Genomic DNA, 16,594 nt, shown 5'->3' with positions numbered 1-16,594 from the left:
GTTTATATGACACCGGCGTCCCCCCCCCGGGGCCCGGGGGGTGGGCCGGGGGCACGGCCCCCCCCCCGTCACCGTGTCGGTCTCGACACGATGACGGCGCGGTGCCGCGTCGGTTCCCCGTCCCCACGGGTTCCGGCGCGATCCAGGACGTGCTCTCTCCGCTCAAGGAGCCGCCCCGGGGTTCATGAGGCTCAGACCTTCACGAGCTCACGCTCGGGCTCCTGAGGCCCGGCGTCCTCGGTGACCAGACCCTCGCCCTCCACGTCCACGTTCGGCAGCGCCTTGTCCAGCCACTTGGGCAGCCACCACGCCTTGTGGCCGAGCAGGGCCAGCACCGCCGGGACGATCGCCATCCGGACCACGAAGGCGTCGAAGAGGACGGCGACGGCGAGACCGAAGCCGATCATCTTGATCATCTGGTCGGTCATGCCGATGAAGCCGGAGAAGACCGCGATCATGATCACCGCCGCGGCGGTGACCACCCGGGCGCTGTGCCGGAAGCCGGTCACGATCGCCTCGCCGGGGCGCTCCCCGTGGACGTACGCCTCGCGCATCCGGGTGACGAGGAAGACCTCGTAGTCCATCGCGAGACCGAAGACGACACCCACCATGAAGATCGGCATCATCGACATGATCGGGCCGGTCTGCTCGACCCCGAACAGAGACCCGAGCCAGCCCCACTGGAAGACAGCGACGACCGCGCCGAGGGCGGCGACCACCGAGAGCAGGAAGCCGAGGGCCGCCTTCAGCGGGACCAGGATCGAGCGGAAGACCACCATGAGGAGCAGGAAGGCGAGTCCGACGACGAGTGCCAGATAGGGCACGAGCGCGTCGTTCATCTTCTGCGAGAAGTCGATGTTCATCGCGGTGGCGCCGGTGACCAGGACGTTGTCGCCGGTCGTGTCCCGGATGTCGTGCACCAGGTTCTCGGTCTCCACCGAGGAGGGACGGTCCTTCGGGATCACCGTGATCATCGCGGTGTCACCGGCCTTGTTGGGAGTCGGCGGGGTGACCGCCACGACCCCGTCCAGGCCCTCGATCTTCTTCACGGTGGAGTCGGCCACGGCCTTGTCACCGTCGACGACGACCATCAGCGGCCCGTTGAACCCGGGGCCGAACCCGTCCGACAGCAGGTCGTAGGCGCGGCGCTCGGTGGCGGAGGTGGGCTTGACGCCGTCGTCCGGCAGGCCCATCTCCAGGGAGGCGGCCGGCAGCGCGATCGCGCCGAGGCCGAGGACGCCCACGAGGAGGACCATGACGGGGCGGCGGATGACGAACCGGGCCCAGCGGGTGCCCATGTTGGGCTTGTCGTCGGGCTTCTTGAGCCCCTTGCGCTCCTTGCGGCCCACGACCTTGGCGCCGGCGAAGCCGAGCATGGCCGGGATCAGGGTGAGCGCGATCAGGACGGCGATCACGACCGTGCCGGCGGCGGCGAAGCCCATCTTCGTCAGCATCGGGATGTTGACGACGGCCAGGCCGACCAGGGCGATGACCACGGTCAGACCGGCGAAGACGACGGCCGAACCGGCCGTGCCGACCGCGCGGCCCGCGGCGTCCTCGCGCTCCCTGCCGTCGGCGAGCTCCGCGCGGTAGCGGGAGACGATGAAGAGGGCGTAGTCGATGCCGACCGCGAGGCCGATCATCATCGCGAGGGTGGAGGTCGTGGAGCCGAGGTCCAGGACGTTCGCGAGCGCCGTGATCGAGGAGACGCCGATGCCGACGCCGATGATCGCGGTCAGCAGCGGGAGTCCGGCGGCGACCAGCGAACCGAAGGTGATGACGAGCACGATGCCGGCGATGACCACACCGACGATCTCGCCCGCGCCGGTCTCGGGCATGGTCTGCAGGGCGTCACCGCCGATCTCGACGGTCAGCCCCTTCCCCTGCGCGTCGTGCCCGGTCTTCTGCAGCGCCTCGCGCGTCGCGTCGGTCAGCTCCATGCCGGAGACCTTGTAGCTGACGGAGACGTAGGCGGTCGAGCCGTCCCTCGAGACCGCCTGGGCGGTGTACGGGTCGGTGACCTGGGCGACCTCGTCGGAGCCGGCCTTCAGCTCGCCGACGACGTCCTGAACCTTGGCCTTGTTGGCCGGGTCGGTCATCTTCTGGCCCTCGGGGGCCTTGAAGACGACGCGGGCGGTGGCCCCGTCGGCGTTGCCGCCGGGGAAGCGCTGCTCGAGGAGGTCGAAGGCCTTCTGGGCCTCGGTGCCGGGTATCGAGAAGGAGCTGGAGGTCGCGGCGGGCGCGGTGGCGGCGCCGACCCCGGCGAGCGCGAGGAGCGCCACCCAGAGGAGGGCGACGAGCCGTCGGCGCCGGAAGGCGGAGCGACCCAACTTGTAGAGGAACGTGGCCACGGGGGCGTACTCCCATTTCGTGGTGGGACAGGGCATGGGGAGCCGGCCCGACGGCGTGAGCGGTGCGCAGCGTCAGGGGGTGCGGGTGTATCGGTGGTACCGGCCGGGGAGCCGGTTCGGGTCAGGCGCCGAGTGAGGGGAGCACGACGGCGTTGACGTAGTCGGTGATGAAGGCGCGGTCGATCGGCTGGTCCTCGATCAGCGGACGGGCGACGAACGCCCCGATGATCATGTGCGGGACAAACTTCAGTGCCGGGTTGTCGGCGCTGATCTCGCCCCGTTCCACCGCTCGTTCCAGGGTGACGCGCAGGTTGCTCATCTCGGGTTCGATGAGCAGCTCGCGCAGCGCCTGGTGCAGGTCGGGGTTGGCGTGGACCGCCTGAGCGAGACCGCGCATCAGCGCGGTGTCCTTCTCCATCTGGCAGTCGTCGGTCAGCTCCATGATCGCCTGGAAGTCGCCGCGCAAGGTGCCCGTGTCGATCTCGGCCAGCTTGATGGGCTTGTTGTCGCGCAGTGCCGTGGCGACCAGCTCGGGCTTGCTCCCCCACTGGCGGTAGAGGGTGGCCTTGCTGGAGTGGGTGCGGGCGGCGACGGCGTCCATGGTGAGGGCGTCGTAGCCGACCTCGCGCAGGAGGTCGAGCACGGCTCCGTACAGCTCGGACTCACGCTCTGGTGTGAGCCTGCTGCGAGCCATGACCGGTCTCCATCCGAACGAAACGGTTTCGTACACCTCGAAAGTACCCCACCACCCAGCGAAACGAAACCGTTTCGTACGTGTCGTGGGCCACAGGCGGACGCCGCTGCGCGAAAGCCCGTACGAGTTGCCGCACCCCATCAGGGTGGAAAGCATTGGGGGGTGAGTGACGACGTCGCGTATCTCCGCTTCCCGCACCTCCACGACGACCTGCTGTGCTTCGCCGCCGAGGACGACCTCTGGGTCGCGCCCCTCGTCGCCGAGGGACACCGGCCCGGCCGGGCCTGGCGGGTCACCGTCGACCGGACCCGGGTCGGCCACCCGCGCTTCTCGCCCGACGGGCGCCACCTCGCCTACACGAGCTGGCGCAGCCTCGACCCCGAGATCCATCTCGCGCCGGTCGAGGGCGGGCCCGCCCGGCGGCTGACCTACTGGGGCTCGACGGACACCCGGGTCTGCTCGTGGTCCCCGGACGGCGACATCCTCGCCGTCTCCTCGCACGGCCAGCCCTTCTCGTACTTCTCCTGGGCCTACACCGTCGCCACCGACGGCTCCCCCGGCGGCCGGATGCCCTGGGGCCCGGTCTCCGACATCGCCGTGGCCGACCTCGACGGAGAACGCCGCACACTCCTCCTCACCGGCAAACCGCCGCACGAGGCGGCGGCCTGGAAGCGGTACCGGGGCGGCGCCACCGGGCGGCTCTGGCTGCACGGGAAGCAGCTGATGCCGGACCTCGAAGGGCAGCTCGACTCCCCGATGTTCGTCTCCGGACGGATCGCCTTCCTCTCCGACCACGAGGGCATCGGCAACCTCTACTCCTGCCTGCCCGACAGCACCGATCTGCGCCGCCACACCGACCACGACGCCTTCTACGCCCGGCACGCGTCGAGCGACGGACGGCGCGTGGTCTACCAGTGCGCCGGCGACCTGTGGATCGTCGACGACCTGACCGCCCCCGACGCCGGGCCGCGCAAGCTCGACGTGCGGCTCGGCGGCCCGCGCGCCGGCCGACGCGCCTACCAGGTCCCGGCCGCCAACCACGTGGACGCGATCTCCGTCGACGAGACCGGGCGGGCCAGTGCCGTCTCCGTGCGCGGCAGCCTGTACTGGCTCACCCACCGCGACGGGCCCGCCCGCACGATCACGGACACCCCGGGCGTACGGGTCCGGCTGCCCGAGATGCTGGGCAGCGGCGGCCAGATCGCGTACGTCACGGACGCGGAGGGCGAGGACGCGATCGAGGTCGCCTATCTGCCGCGCGCCAGCGGCGATCGCGAGCCGCGACGGCTCGCCTCGGGCGAACTCGGCCGGGTGGAGGAGATGGTCTCCGACCCGGAGGGCGAACGGCTCGCGATCGCGTCCAACGACGGCAGGCTGCTGCTCATCGACGCGACCGAGGACTCCAACGGGGAAGCCACGGAGCTGATCCGCTCCATCAACGGGCCCGTCCGCGATCTCGCCTTCTCCCCCGACGGAGCCTGGCTGACCTGGGCGCACCCCGGCATCGGGCGCTCGCTGCGCCAGATCAAGATGGCCCGGATCTCCGGTCCGGGTGCCCGGACCATCGTCGATGTCACCAACGGCCGCTTCGAGGACGAGAATCCCGTCTTCACCAGCGACGGCCGCTATCTCGCCTTCCTCTCCTGGCGGGGCTTCGACCCGGTGTACGACGTGCACACCGGCGACCTGTCGTTCCCGCTGGGCTGCCGCCCCTATCTCGTACCGCTGTCCTCGGCGACGCCGTCGCCGTTCGCGCTGCTGCCGGACGGACGCCCGGCGGCGGGCGGTCTGGACCCCACCGAGACCGAGACCGAGGGCGGCGAGGGCACCACGATCGTGGAGGTGGAGGGGCTCCCGGACCGGGTCACCCCCTTCCCGGTCTCCGCCTCCAAGTACTCGGCGCTGTACCCGGTCAGCGGCGGCGGGCTCGTCTGGTTGCGCTGGCCGATCTCGGGCGCGCTCGGCGAGACCTTCGCCAACCCCTCCGACACCACGGGCCGCCCCACCCTGGAACACTTCAACATCATCAAGGCCCGCAAGACCGAACTCGTCGGCCACCTCGACTGGTTCGCGGTCAGCGGTGACGGCTCCCGGCTCGTCGTGGTCGACGAGGGCGATCTGCGGGCGGTGCCGGCGACCGAGCCCGGGGACGGCGACTCGACGGTCTACATGGACCTGCGGCGGATCCTGCACGAGGTCGACCCCGAGGCGGAGTGGCGCGGTGCCTACGACGAGGCCGGCCGGATCGTCCGCGCCTACTTCTGGGACCCGAACATGTGCGGAGTGGACTGGACGGCCGTCCTCGACCAGTACCGCCCCCTGGTCGAACGGATCGCGTCCCCCGACGAGTTCGCCGACCTGCTGCGGGAGGTCATGGGCGAACTGGGCACCTCGCACGCCTACGTCTCGCCCGCCCGCCGCAACGAGGGCCCGCCGCACTACCAGCGGCCGATGGGTCTGCTGGGCGCCAACCTCGTGCACCGGGACGGCGGTTGGATGGTCAAGCGAATCCTGCCCGGCGACTCCTCCGACTCCAAGGCCCGTTCGCCGCTCGCGGGGACCGGCATCCGCGAGGGCGCGATCCTCACGCACGTGGACGGCCGCCCGGTGGACCCGGTCACCGGCCCGTACCCGCTGCTGTCCTCCTCGGGTGGTACGACGGTCGAGCTGACCTTCCAGCCGGCGGAGGGCGAGGGCCGCTCGCGCCGAGTGGCGATCGTGCCGCTGATCGACGAGCGGCCGCTGCGCTACCAGGACTGGGTGGCCAAACGGCGCGCGGTGGTACGGGAGGTCAGCGGTGGCAAGTGCGGCTACCTGCACATCCCGGACATGGGCGGCTCGGGCTGGGCCCAGTTCAACCGCGACCTGCGGATGGAGGTCTCACGGCCCGCCCTCATCGTGGACGTGCGCGGCAACGCGGGCGGCCACATCAGCGAGCTGGTCGTGGAGAAGCTCACCCGCAAGATCCTCGGCTGGGACCTGACGAGAAACGCGCAGCCCGTCTCGTACGCCTCGAACGCCCCGCGCGGGCCGGTCGTCGCCCTCGCCGACGAGGCCACCTCCTCGGACGGCGACATGATCACGGCCGCCTTCAAGCTCCTCGGACTCGGCCCGGTCGTCGGACAGCGCACCTGGGGCGGCGTGGTGGGCATGACGGGCAGGCACCGGCTCGGCGACGGCACGCAGATCACCGTCCCGATGAACGCGGCGTGGTTCCCCGAGTACGGCTGGTCCGTCGAGAACCACGGCGTGGAACCGGACCTGGCGATCCTGCGCACCCCGCTGGACTGGGCCGAGGGCCGCCACGCGCAGCTCGACGACGCGGTCGAGGTGGCCCTCTCGCTGCTCGCCGAGACCCCGGCGGCGAACCCGCCCGGCTACGCGGACGTCCCCGACAACTCCCGCCCGAAGCTCCCGCCGAGGTCCAGCGCGTAGGAGGTCCCCGGCTCCCCGTCGAGGACGACGTCCCCGACGGGCACGAAGCCCGTCCGTACGAGCACGGCCCTCGAACCGGCGTTGCCGAGGGCCGCCGCCGCCGTGAGCCGGTCCAGGCCGTACGCGGTGACGGCCAGCCGGCACAGCTCCCGCACCGCAGCCGTGGCCACGCCACGCCCCGCGGCCTTCTCGGCGACCCGGAAGCCGAGGTCGGCCGACCCCTCCGTCACGTCGACGAGATTGAACCGCCCCAGAATCTCCCCGCCCTCCCCGACCAGCACATGGAACCGGATCGCCCCGGTCTCCTGCTCGTCGAGCAGCGCCCGGTGCCGCGCCGTGAACTCCTCGAAGTACGCGTCCCCCCGGTCGGGCACATGGGCGGCGAAGTACGCCCGGTTCTCCCGCTCGAACGCGAGGAGCGCGGGGGCGTGTTCGGCGCGGAGCGGCTGCAGTTCGGTCATGGGCCGCACGGTACGTGGCCCGGTGGACGGGTCGCACCGGAATTCGTCAGGGGCGGGAGGGGGAACGCCGGAAGGTGCACCCGGCGTCCCGGGTGCACCTTCTCGGAGGACATTCGGCGGACCGGCGTCAGGCGTCGTAGTCCATGTCCAGGCGGTCCTGGTCCTGCTGCTGGGCCCGCCGCTGCTCCTCATCGGAGGGGCGGCCCTTGGCCTGGGAGGCCCGCTCGGACGCCTCTTCGCGCGCGTTGCCCATCTTCTGCTTCGCCTGCTCCGCGGCCTGCCTCGCCTTGTCCTTGAACTGGTCTTGCTTGCCCATGAAGGTTCACTCCTAGACGGGTGTGAGGGGAACGGGGCGACTCGCCCCGTTGGGCCTCGACCAGCGTGGCATGGCGGAACATTCCGCGCATTTCGATCAGATACTCCCTGTCACCGCGGCGAGGTGCCGCCCGTGCGCGCCTGTTCGTCAGCCGCCCCGCCGGCCCCCACGAGGCCCTTGGAGACACTGGCGAGACGCGGTTCGAAGCGCTTCATCTCACGCTGCCCGACCGTGGCGATGACCCCCGGCAGATAACCGCGGACCGACTGCATCCCGCGCAGCCACCATTGGGCGTACACATGCGCCGAGCGCCGCTCGATGCCCGCCACGATCCGGTCCACGGCCGGGCCCAGCGGATACGTACGGTTGGAAGGCCAGGGCAGCCGCTGCCGCAGCTCCTTCATCACGTCGTCCTGGTCGGCGCCCCGGACCATGTCCGTGTCGGTCCACGACAGATAGCCGACGCCGACCTTCACCCCCTTGTAGCCGACCTCGGCACGCAGGCTGTGCGCGAACGCCTCGACGCCCGACTTCGACGCGCAGTACGCCGTCATCATCGGCGCCGGCGTGATGGCCGCGAGCGAGGCGATCTGCAGGAAGTAGCCGCGGGACTCCATCAGCACGGGCAGGAACGCCCGGCCGGTCACCGCCCCGCCGATCAGGTTGACCTCGATGACCCGCCGCCAGGCGACCGGGTCGGAGTCCACGAACGGACCGCCCGACGCGACACCCGCGTTGGCGACCACGATGTCGACCTTGCCGAAGCGCTCCTTGACCTCGGCCGCCACCCGGGCCATCGCCTCGTGGTCGGTGACGTCCGCGTGCCACCAGTCGGCCTCCGTGTGCAGCCGGCCCGCGACCTGCTTCAGCTCCTCCGGCTCCAGACCGACCAGCGCGATCCGCGCGCCCCGCGCGGAGAGCTTGCGGGCGAGGAGTTCACCGACACCGCGGGCCGCTCCGGTGACGACCGCGACCTGTCCTTCCAGGCTGACCCTGCTCATGCGTCCTCCTTCTGCTTCTGCCCCTGCTTCGGTCCCTGCTTCGGCAGCTGCTTCTGCTCGACAGGCGTGGTCGCCAGGTACGTGGTCACCAGGTCCCTGATGCGCGCGGTGACGGCCTCCGGGGCCTCGACCGGCGTCATGTGGCCCATCCCCGCCAGCTCGTCGAGCCCCACGCACTGCGGCAGCGCGGCGACCATGGAGCGGGAGTGCACGGGCGGCGTGAGCCGGTCCGCCGTGCCGACGAGCACGGCCACCGGCAGCTCCAACTCCCGTACGCCGGCGTCGAGATCGAGCTCCGCGAGCACATGCGACCAGGCCACCCGGGAGAGGCGTGGGCAGGCGTGCACGATCCGGGCGCAGGCGTCGACCCGCTCCGGCGCCGAACCCGGGCCCATCGTGGCGTACCGGAGGATCTTCTTCGACACGGGCGTGACCGGTCCGAGCGGTGCCCTCGCTCCCAGGATCGCCCTGGTCAGCCGGGTCCGCAGCCCGCCCGGCCGCATGGGTACGACGAGGGACTCGGCCGCGAGCCGGGACGGGCCCGTGGAGCAGAGCAGCACGGCGGCGGCGTGCTCCCTGAACGCGGGACGCGCGGCGGCCGCCATGATCGTCATGCCGCCCATGGAGTGTCCGGCCAGGACGGCCTTCTCGCCGGGGGCGAGCGTGGCGGCGAGGACCGCCTCGAGGTCGTCGGCGAGCGCCCGCGTGGAGTGGCCGGAGTCGCCGGCCGGGGCGGGGCTGCGGCCATGACCGCGCTGGTCGTAGGCGATGACCCGGTGGTCACCGGCGAGGTCGCGGATCTGCTCGGACCAGAAGGCGATGGAGCAGGTCCAGCCGTGGGCGAGGACCACGGCAGGGGCACCCTCGGGGCCGTACACCTCGACATGGATGCGGGCGCCGTCCGCGGAGACGGCGATCACCTCGTGCGGGTGCGGGAGCGGGGCGGTACGGGACGTACCGGATCGGGTCGGACGGCTCACTTCACGGTCTCCTTCTTGCGGGCAGGGCGCTTCGCGGGCGCGGCCTCGGCGACGGCCGGCCGCAGCACCTCGTACTCCGCGAGGTCGATCTGTCGCGTCTCGCGCCGGAACTCGCTCGTCGTGCCCGGCCACAGCGTGGTGTTGCGGCCGTCGGCGTCCAGGTACCAACTGTCACAGCCGCCCGACTTCCACACGGTCCGCTCCATCCGGTCCTGCACCTTGCGGTTCCAGGCGCCGACCGCGGACGGCCGGGCGGCGAGGGCGGCGCGCCCTCCGAGCACGTTCAACTGGCGCAGATAGTCGGCCATGTAGTTCAGCTGGGACTCGATCATCAGGATCATGGAGGAGTTCCCGAGGCCCGTGTTGGGCCCGATGATCGTCATCCAGTTGGGGAAGCCGTCGACGGTCGCGCCGCGCAGCGACTGCACCCCGTCCTTCCACGTCTCGGCGAGCGAGCGGCCGTCCGCGCCGACGACCCGATCGGCGATCGGCATGTCGGTGACGTGGAATCCCGTACCGAAGACGATCGCGTCGACCTCGGTCTCGCTGCCGTCGGCCGCGACGACGGTCGAGCCCCGGACCTCGCGCAGCCCGGAGGCGACGACGTCCACATTGGGCTGGGCGAGCGCCGGGTAGTACGCGTTGGACAGCAGGATGCGCTTGCAGCCGATGCGGTACGAGGGGGTCAGCTTGGCCCGCAGCGCCGGGTCCTTGATCGCCTTGGCCATGTTGGCCTTGGCGAGCGACTCGACGAGCCCCAGCTCGCCCGGGCGCTTGGTGAACGCGCTGACCTGGAGCTCACGGATGCCCCAGAGCAGCCCGCGGCGCGCGGTCCCGGTGAAGGGGAGCGTGCGGTGGAGCCAGCGCTCGGCACCGGTGATGGCGCGGTCCATGCGGGGCATGACCCACGGCGGGGTCCGCTGGAAGAGCGTCAGCTTCCCGACCTGCGGCTGGATCGCGGGCACGATCTGGATGGCGGAGGCGCCGGTGCCGACCATCGCGACGCGCTTGCCGGTGAGGTCGTAGTCGTGGTCCCACCGCGCGGAGTGGAAGACCTTGCCGGGGAAGTCGGACAGGCCGGGGATGTCGGGGATCTTCGGGTCGGAGAGCGGCCCGGTCGCGGAGACGATCACATCGGCGGTGAGGGAGCCCTGGTTGGTCTCGATGTGCCAGCGCAGCTCCTCGGCGTCCCAGCGCATCAGCGAGACCTCGTGGTTCAGCCGCAGATGCGTGCGGAGCCGGAAGGTGTCCGTGACGTGCTCCAGATACGCGCGGATGTGGCGCTGCCCGGAGAAGGTCCGGGGCCAGTCGGGGTTGGGAGCGAAGGAGAAGGAGTAGAGATGGGACGGCACGTCGCAGGCGCAGCCCGGATAGCTGTTGTCGCGCCAGGTGCCGCCCACGGAGTCGGCCCGCTCCAGGACGACGAAGTCGGTGATCCCCTCGCGGCGCAGCCGGACGGCGGCCCCGAGTCCACCGAACCCCGATCCGATCACCGCCACTCGTACGTGCTCGTGCTTCGCCATGCCGCCTCCCGCGCGCCCGGCCAAGATTCCGCCAGCAATCACTGGCACAGTCGGGACTGTAGAGCAGCGCCATACCGAGCGGTAGGGGTTGCGCGCGGGAAAGTTACCGGCGGTACAACATAGGCTGGCGGGCGTGGCAGAACGATCGGATCAGGTGACGGACCAGGCGGGTCCGGCCGCCGGCATACGCGAGTACCGGATGGACGAGCTCGCGGCGGCGGCCGGCATCACCGTGCGCACCCTGCGCTTCTACCGCGAGCGCGGACTGATCGCACCGCCCCGGCGCGAGGGCCGTATCGCCTGGTACGACGACCACCACCTGGCCAAGCTCCGGACGATCGCGGCCCTGCTCGAACGCGGCCACACCCTCAACGGCATCGCCGACCTCAACACCGCCTTCGAGAGCGGCAAGGACGTCAGCGAGGTCCTCGGCCTCGGCGAACCCACCGAGGAGGAGCCGATCCGGCTCACCCCGCAGGAACTGGCCGACTACTTCGCCGGCGAGGTCACCCCGGAGAACCTGCTGGCCGCCCTCGACCTCGGATACCTCGCCACCGACGGCGACGCGATCGTCCACATCAGCCGCCGCCTGCTCGACGTCTCCGCGGCCCTGGTGAAGGAGGGCGTCCCGCTCTCCGCGGTCCTGGAGGCGGGCCGGGCGGTGCGCGAACACGCGGAGGCACTGGCGGCGCTCTTCACGGACCTGCTGCGCGAGCACGCGGACGAGAAGGACCTCCAGCGACTGCGTCCGCTGGCGAAGAGCGTGGTGGAGGCGGAGCTCTCGATGGCCATGGACCGCCGCCTGCGGGAACCGTCGTGAACGAAGGGGACGCGCCGGGCGCCCCCTTCGGCTCCCCTACAGCTCGTAGACCGCCGTCACGGGCGCGTGGTCGCTCCACCGCTCCCCGTGCGTGGCGGCCCGCTCGACGTACGCCTTGACGGCCTTGGCGGCCAGGCCCGGCGTCGCCACCTGATAGTCGATGCGCCAGCCGCTGTCATTGTCGAAGGCGCGCCCGCGGTACGACCACCACGAGTACGGCCCGTCCTGGTCCGGGTGGAGGGCACGGACGACGTCGACGTACTCCGCCTCGTCGAAGACGCGGCTCAGCCAGGCGCGCTCTTCGGGCAGGAAGCCCGAGTTCTTCTGGTTGGTCTTCCAGTTCTTGAGGTCGGCCTCGCGGTGCGCGATGTTCCAGTCACCACAGACGACGACCTCACGGCCGTCGGCGGCGGCGCGCTGCTTGAGCTCCTTCAGATACGGCAGGAACTCGTCCATGAAACGGATCTTCTCGTCCTGCCGCTCGGTGCCGACCTCGCCCGAGGGCAGGTAGAGGCTGGCGACCGTGACACCGGGCAGGTCGGCCTCGATGTACCGGCCACTGCCGTCGAACTCGCTCGACCCGAACCCGACACGCACCGAGTCGGGCTCACGCCGGGTGTAGAGGGAGACCCCCGCGCGCCCCTTGGCGGCGGCGGGCGCGTGCGCGGTGAACCAGCCCTCGGGCGCGCGGACCTCGTCCGGGAGCTGGGATTCCTCGGCGCGCACCTCCTGCAGACAGACGGCGTCGGCGGAGGTGCCGGCGAGCCACTCCACGAAGCCCTTCTTGGCGGCGGCACGGAGACCATTGACATTGACGGACGTCACTGTGTACAAAACATGCTCCTCATTCGGCGGGCACCCGGCGTCACGCCCAAGGGTCAGGCTCCCACATCGGGTGCACCTCGATACCGAACCCCTTCTCCGTCCGGACCAGAGCGACGCGCCGAACCAACTGCTTCAGCATCCCGTTGCGCTCGGCCTCGTTCAGGAGCGCCCACCCCTCCACCAGCCCCACGATCACCGGCCCGTAGTCGGACTGCCGCGGCGCCGGCTCCACGGCCGAGAGCCGCTCCAGGGCGGCCGCCGTCGCCGCCTGCTGGTGCCGGATCCGGGCGACGGCGTCCTCGTACTCCCCCGGGCCGTAGTCGTCCGGGTTCATGGCTCGGTCCGCGCGCAGGTTCGCCAACGCCTTCTTCTGCCGCGTCGCCTCCGCGTCCAGCCGTGCGCGCTCCCGCATCGCATCCGCTCGCTGGTCGACCGCGGGGTCCCGTACAGGGGGACCGCTCGGCGCGGCGCCGATGGCCTGCGATTGTTCGGCGAGCCATGCGTGTACGCGCTGTTCCACTTCGGCGCGGGTGGCATAGACGCCTTCGCAGCCGTGCTTGCCCGTGACGCTGCGGCGTCCGCACATGTAGCTGTGTCCCTTGATCGACGTGGGCCGGCCGTCGATCATGCGGATCGAGCTCTGTACAGGCGTCGTGCCATGGCACCCGGCGCAGCGCACGAGTCCGGTGAGCGGGTACAGGGCGCTCGGGGACCGGGGCGTGGTCTTCTTCGCCTGCCGGCGGCGGTCCCGGTACTGCTGCCACAGATCGAGATCGACAAGCTCTTCCTGGGCGCCGGGGATGAACAGGGTGTTCTGACAGTTGCCCCGACGTTCTGCGGGCATCGGCACTTCGGATCGTGCACGCGCAGCAGCCCGGCACAGAACCCGGAGTCCATGTAGCGGATGAGAGTCTGCGCGGTCCACAAGCCGCCACGGGTCGTGCGCCAGCCGTTGGCGTTGAGGTCGCCGAGAAGGGCGTAGAACGGCGCACCTCCGATGAACTGCCGGTACCGGTCCGCCATGACGGGACCGGACTCTTCGTCGGCTACGTACTTCTCCTCCTGGAGCCTCCAGCCACCCTTGCCGTCGGGGAGGCGACGGGGGTGCCAGACGTAGCCGAAGCGGGGTCGGCCACTGGCGGGGAGGTGGAGCTTGTAGCGGCGGTGGTCGTGGGTCTCGCGCCACTGCTCACTGCGGACGTCGGATTCATAGGCGGCAAATTCGAACAGGATGCCGCGTTGGAGGCGACCGGTCGCGGTCCGGGCGTCGACTTCCTCGGTGGCGGATTCCAGCCCACCGCCTGCGTCGGTCAGACGCTTGAGGTTGACGGCGACGCCATCGCGGGAGCGACCGAAGCGGGAGTACTTCCAGACAACGATGCCGCGCGCTTCGCCCGCTTCCACCCGCTCGATGCACTTCATGATCTTCCGTTTGAAGTGTCGACCCGAGACGTCGAGGTCCTCGATCCAGTCGACGATGCGACGCCCGGTTCGCTCCGCCCATGCCTCGATGGCCGCGCGCTGCAGCTCAGGGCTGATCCTCTCCTCCTTCCAGGTGGAGACTCTGACGTACGCAATCCAGGGCTCCCCGGGGGCGCCGCCTCCCTGGGCGACTGGATACGCTCGGGCACGGACCTGCTCATTGATCGCTCCGTGGGTGGGTCTGGCCCCAGCCAAACAGAGCCGCTCGCTCCGGTCGGGACCTCGTCAAGTTAGCAACTTCGTTGCCATACGGCAACGAAGTCAGGAAGGATGGCACCTGTGACAGAGCCCGAAAGGGGGCCGGAGATGTTGTCGTTCCGCGAGCTCGCACGCCGCCTGGTCGCCGACGGAATCGTCGAGGGGATCACCCACCAGCGAGTATCGAAGCTGGCTCAGGACGACCCGAATTTTCCGCCGGTGACACAGATCGGCCGATCAAAGGCGGTGGACTACCGTGCGGCCCGCCCCTACTTCGCCACACGGAAGAGCCGACAGGGGCAGCGCACCGATCTGAAGCAGGGGCCTGGGCAGTGAAGGCGCATACCTGTACGATGTCCCGCATGAATATTCGCCCAACCCCCTACGACCACCCTGACGCCGTCAAGCTCAACGACGCCGTCCAGCTGGAGTACGTCGCCCGCTACGGCGACGAGGGCGATGCCACACCGCTGGACGCCGGGATGTTCGTACCGCCGCTCGGTCTCTACCTTCTCGCGTACGACTCCGAGGACCGCCCCGTCGCGACCGGCGGCTGGCGCACCCAGGACGAGAACGACGAGGGCTACTCGGACGGCGATGCCGAGCTCAAGCGGATGTACGTGGTCCCCGAGGCGCGCGGTCTCGGGCTGGCCCGGCGCATCCTGGCGGCCCTCGAGGCGGACGCGCGCGCGGCGGGCCGCATCCGCATGGTCCTGGAGACCGGCACGGCGCAGCCGGAGGCGATCGCGCTGTACACCAGCAGCGGCTACGAGCCGTGCGCGAAGTTCGGCCACTACCGGGAGTACGAGAACAGCCGCTGCTTCGCGAAGTCCCTGGTCGCGAGCGACGAGGGCTGACGCCTCCGAGCCGATTTACTGACGCGCCCCTGACAATTCATCTCAGTATCTGGCACGCTTCCTCACGCACGTCGATCCGCACCGTTCTCATCCCCCACCTGCCTCGGCAGAAGGAGACATGCGTGAGACGCCATCGCACAGTCGCTGCTGTCCTGTTGTCGGTCGGAGCGCTGCTGACCGGAGCTCTGAGCGCGACCTCGGCGCAAGCGGCGGAGAAGCCCGCCTTCTGGACCGCCGAGCGGATGCGCTCGGCCACCCCGCTGGACCTCGAGGTCGCCCCCGGAGCCCTCACGTCGCTCAAGCAGGTCGCCCGCTCGTCCGCCCCGACGACGATCGGGCCGACCTCCGTCGCCCCGACGGCCTTCCCTCAGCCGGGCGGCCCCTGGACGGGCGGCGGCGCGGTCGTGAAGACCTCGGGCCGGGTGTTCTTCACCTTCCAGGGCCGTACGGCCTCCTGTTCCGGCAATGCGGTCACCAGTCAGAACCAGAGCACGGTCATCACGGCCGGCCACTGCGTGAAGTACCAGGGCTCGTGGCACACGAACTGGGTGTTCGTCCCGGCCTACGACAACGGCAACGCCCCGTACGGCCAGTGGGCGGCGACGAAGACGCTCACGACCCCGCAGTGGGAGGCGAGCGAGGACATCAACTACGACGTCGGCGCGGCGGTCGTGGCACCGCTGAACGGCCAGAAGCTGACGTCGGTGACCGGCGCCCAGGGCATCCAGTTCAACGGCGGCTACAACAAGCCGATGTACGCCTTCGGCTTCCCGGCCGCCTCCCCGTACGACGGCTCGAAGCTGATCCACTGCGCGGGGAACTCCTCGAAGGACTTCCTCTTCTCGCAGGACCACAGCCTCGGTTGCAACATGACGGGCGGCTCCAGCGGCGGCCCGTGGTTCTCCGGCTTCAGCGAGGCCACGGGAACGGGCCTCCAGGTCTCGGTGAACAGCTTCGGCTACACGTTCCTGCCCAACCGCATGTTCGGCCCGTACTTCGGCAACGACGCGAAGGCCCTGTACGACCGGGCCCAGGCGTCCTGACGCGTTTCCCGACACCCCTGCCGCGGCCCCCGGCGCACTCCTCCGCCGGGGGCCGCGGACTCTCGCTTGTGTGACGAGATGGGATAGACGGCAAACGGGTGGTCCCGTGCGGGAATCGCAACTGATCGCCGCCCGGCCGTAGTCCTCGTCTGCAGTGGCAGGACAACCGAGGAGGAACTCATGACTGCACTCCAGTCTTTCACCGCGGCCCCGACCGTAACGGCGGACCTCGACCCCTACCGCTTCCCCGCCGCGTACCTCGACGACCTTCCCGAGGAGACGGACACGCGGACGCACATCGCCCACGGCTTCCTGGAGACCGGCGACTACCCGCTGCCGGCGCCCGCGGCGAGCACGCGCCTCACGGTGGCGCTCGATCCGGCGGACCGGCGCCGGCTCGAGCTGCACGCCGCGCTCACCACGGCGGGCATCGCCCCGCTGCCCGGCGACCTCGACGCGATCGAGGCGCTGTGCACGCTCGACGACTTCACCCACATCGCGCTCCAGCGGTGGATCGCCCGCACCGCGTGACGGAGGCGAGGGTGGGCGGCGGGCCCCCCGCCCCCCCCCCCCCCCCCGCGGGGGGGGATTAAAAAAAAACAAACCAA

Annotated in this window: 15 protein-coding genes and 1 pseudogene; 6 read left to right on the top strand and 10 right to left on the bottom strand. The window is 70.6% G+C overall.

Annotated features, from left to right (window positions below; genetic code table 11):
• Positions 1–191: 191 nt before the first annotated feature.
• A complete protein-coding gene (locus ACFC0D_RS35835) occupies positions 192–2,351 on the bottom strand; it encodes an MMPL family transporter (RefSeq protein WP_376445514.1) in 2,160 nt (719 codons plus the stop codon).
• A gap of 121 nt (positions 2,352–2,472) precedes the next feature.
• The gene (locus tag ACFC0D_RS35830) at positions 2,473–3,045 is read right to left on the bottom strand and encodes a TetR/AcrR family transcriptional regulator (RefSeq protein ID WP_376445511.1); all 573 of its coding nucleotides are present in this window, start codon (positions 3,043–3,045) and stop codon (positions 2,473–2,475) included.
• 162 nt (positions 3,046–3,207) lie between these two features.
• Between ACFC0D_RS35830 and ACFC0D_RS35825 the strand changes: the two genes are divergently transcribed.
• A complete protein-coding gene (locus ACFC0D_RS35825; RefSeq protein WP_376445508.1) occupies positions 3,208–6,480 on the top strand; it encodes a S41 family peptidase in 3,273 nt (1,090 codons plus the stop codon).
• Here ACFC0D_RS35825 and ACFC0D_RS35820 read toward each other — a convergent pair.
• From ACFC0D_RS35820 to ACFC0D_RS35800, 5 genes are all read right to left on the bottom strand, one after another.
• Positions 6,423–6,941, bottom strand: a complete 519-nt coding sequence (locus ACFC0D_RS35820; protein ID WP_376445506.1) for a GNAT family N-acetyltransferase — start codon at positions 6,939–6,941, stop codon at positions 6,423–6,425. The two genes, ACFC0D_RS35825 and ACFC0D_RS35820, sit on opposite strands and share 58 nt — an antisense overlap.
• 127 nt (positions 6,942–7,068) lie before the next feature.
• A complete protein-coding gene (locus ACFC0D_RS35815) occupies positions 7,069–7,257 on the bottom strand; it encodes a hypothetical protein (protein ID WP_376445503.1) in 189 nt (62 codons plus the stop codon).
• A 110-nt stretch (positions 7,258–7,367) separates the two neighbouring features.
• The gene (locus ACFC0D_RS35810; protein ID WP_376445501.1) at positions 7,368–8,258 is read right to left on the bottom strand and encodes an SDR family oxidoreductase; all 891 of its coding nucleotides are present in this window, start codon (positions 8,256–8,258) and stop codon (positions 7,368–7,370) included.
• Entirely contained in the window at positions 8,255–9,178 is a 924-nt protein-coding gene (locus ACFC0D_RS35805) for an alpha/beta fold hydrolase (RefSeq protein ID WP_376445519.1), read from the bottom strand. The genes ACFC0D_RS35810 and ACFC0D_RS35805 overlap by 4 nt, the downstream gene beginning before the upstream one ends.
• Positions 9,179–9,234: 56 nt before the next feature.
• Positions 9,235–10,761: a flavin-containing monooxygenase gene (locus ACFC0D_RS35800; RefSeq protein WP_376445498.1), complete on the bottom strand. Its 1,527-nt coding sequence runs from the start codon at positions 10,759–10,761 to the stop codon at positions 9,235–9,237.
• Positions 10,762–10,960: 199 nt separating this feature from the next.
• Between ACFC0D_RS35800 and ACFC0D_RS35795 the strand changes: the two genes are divergently transcribed.
• Positions 10,961–11,581, top strand: coding sequence for a MerR family transcriptional regulator (locus tag ACFC0D_RS35795; protein WP_376445517.1), 621 nt, complete (start codon positions 10,961–10,963; stop codon positions 11,579–11,581).
• Between the two features lie 36 nt (positions 11,582–11,617).
• Here the strand turns inward: ACFC0D_RS35795 and ACFC0D_RS35790 are convergent, their stop codons facing one another.
• From ACFC0D_RS35790 to ACFC0D_RS35780, 3 genes and pseudogenes are all read right to left on the bottom strand, one after another.
• Positions 11,618–12,415 (bottom strand): exodeoxyribonuclease III, encoded by a 798-nt coding sequence (locus ACFC0D_RS35790; protein ID WP_376445496.1) that lies wholly within the window; start codon positions 12,413–12,415, stop codon positions 11,618–11,620.
• Between the two features lie 31 nt (positions 12,416–12,446).
• Positions 12,447–13,250: a zinc ribbon domain-containing protein gene (locus ACFC0D_RS35785; RefSeq protein ID WP_376445522.1), complete on the bottom strand. Its 804-nt coding sequence runs from the start codon at positions 13,248–13,250 to the stop codon at positions 12,447–12,449.
• Positions 13,251–13,624: 374 nt separating this feature from the next.
• Positions 13,625–14,083, bottom strand: a pseudogene (locus ACFC0D_RS35780) (recombinase family protein); the annotation flags it as partial.
• Between the two features lie 111 nt (positions 14,084–14,194).
• Between ACFC0D_RS35780 and ACFC0D_RS35775 the strand changes: the two are divergent.
• The 4 genes from ACFC0D_RS35775 to ACFC0D_RS35760 all read left to right on the top strand — a co-directional run bounded on the left by ACFC0D_RS35775 (position 14,195) and on the right by ACFC0D_RS35760 (position 16,517).
• Positions 14,195–14,422 (top strand): hypothetical protein, encoded by a 228-nt coding sequence (locus ACFC0D_RS35775; RefSeq protein ID WP_376445493.1) that lies wholly within the window; start codon positions 14,195–14,197, stop codon positions 14,420–14,422.
• Between the two features lie 26 nt (positions 14,423–14,448).
• Positions 14,449–14,943 (top strand): GNAT family N-acetyltransferase, encoded by a 495-nt coding sequence (locus tag ACFC0D_RS35770; RefSeq protein ID WP_376445490.1) that lies wholly within the window; start codon positions 14,449–14,451, stop codon positions 14,941–14,943.
• A 122-nt stretch (positions 14,944–15,065) separates the two neighbouring features.
• Positions 15,066–15,986, top strand: a complete 921-nt coding sequence (locus tag ACFC0D_RS35765) for a trypsin-like serine peptidase (protein WP_376445487.1) — start codon at positions 15,066–15,068, stop codon at positions 15,984–15,986.
• Between the two features lie 180 nt (positions 15,987–16,166).
• Complete coding sequence (locus ACFC0D_RS35760) at positions 16,167–16,517, top strand: hypothetical protein (protein WP_376445484.1); 351 nt, start codon at positions 16,167–16,169, stop codon at positions 16,515–16,517.
• Positions 16,518–16,594: the final 77 nt, after the last annotated feature.

The organism is Streptomyces sp. NPDC056222, assembly GCF_042264065.1.
GTDB lineage: Bacteria > Actinomycetota > Actinomycetes > Streptomycetales > Streptomycetaceae > Streptomyces.
Note: the sequence above shows the minus strand (reverse complement) of the source record. Positions and strands in the feature narration are given on the sequence as shown.